The organism is Mycoplasma marinum (genome assembly GCF_004335975.1).
Taxonomy (GTDB): domain Bacteria; phylum Bacillota_I; class Bacilli_A; order Mycoplasmatales; family Metamycoplasmataceae; genus Mycoplasma_K; species Mycoplasma_K marinum.
Window position 1 is genome coordinate 1 of sequence record NZ_PSZO01000076.1, and the last position, 1,228, is coordinate 1,228.

1 protein-coding gene is annotated in these 1,228 nt (G+C 30.6%); it reads right to left on the reverse strand.

All coding sequences use genetic code 4. The features are described 5' to 3' along the window. Positions 1 to 1,214 (reverse strand): glycoside hydrolase family 38 N-terminal domain-containing protein (locus tag C4B24_RS04775; RefSeq protein ID WP_246005083.1); only part of this gene is annotated, 1,214 nt, incomplete at its 3' end. Between the last annotated feature and the right edge of the window lie 14 nt (positions 1,215 to 1,228).

Below are 1,228 nucleotides of genomic sequence, written 5' to 3' on the forward strand. Positions count from 1 at the left end.
GATATAAAATCAGTTATAGTTTTATCATTTTTTTTATTCAATAAAGAAATCATGTTATTTTCAACTTTAATTTTTCATATTTTGCTTTCAACTACTGCAAAATCTTTCTTATTAATGATTTGATCATTATTTGATAAATACTTTATATTGAATGACTTAATAGAAAATGGCTTGATATCTTCAACATATAGCGTAACATCGTCAAGAATTCTGTTGTTATTTGAATTTTTTGTCCTTTTATCCAATAAATGAGCAACAACTTTAGAACTATCTAAGAATTGATATTCGCTAAATTTTTCACCTTCATCTTCAGGCTCATAAGACATTTGGATTTTGTAAGGTCCGGTATATTTATAAGGTGTCAAATTCATTATGAATACTTGATTCTTTTCCTTTTCATCCATATAAGTAAATGACATAATTTTCATTAGCATTGTTTCCACACCCCTTGTGATAAGAAGAGCGTCTTCAAGTCTTTGCATCATTTTTCTGTTAACCAAATCTTCAACACATCCCCCGTATGAATCATGTGCCGATGTTTTAAATAAATCCTTTCACGATCTTTCAATCATTTTTCAAGGAACATTGATACCATTTTTGGATGCAACAACAGAAAGTGGTTCAATAACCTCAATAAGTGAGGATTCTAAATCATATATTCTTTGTTTAAGATCCATTCTTGCAGAAATTATAGATCTATGAGCTCTACCCGTAAGCGAATCCCTTAATTCACCTTTATATTTTGTAAGTTTAATTTTTTTATCCTTTATAAACTTTTGAATATCTGCAACCGCATCCTCATAACTTGATATTTTAAAGTGAAATCTTTCATCTTCATTAAGTTTTCAGATGTAATCATTTATTTTTGGTTCAAAATTACGCATATCCCCGCCCATTGGGATGAATATTGGCCCACCAAGCGTTCTTTTATCATAAGACTCAACAGTTACTTCTCCGGTAGTTCCATTGTCTTTATAACCCGTTTTCATAAAACCTTCGTATGTTTTTCATTTACTAGATGTAAAATAGTGTGTTTGTCAAATTCCCAATACCTTATCGCCAGAAGGAGCGACGTAATCAAAATAAAGTTTATTTTTTACTTTTTTAGGATCTAAACCACGATAGAAAGTGAAATTATCTAGTCCAACTTGTCTCAGTATTTGTGGTGTTTGAGGATTATGACCAAATGAATCAGGGAGATAGCCTACCTTCATAGAATGCCCCATAT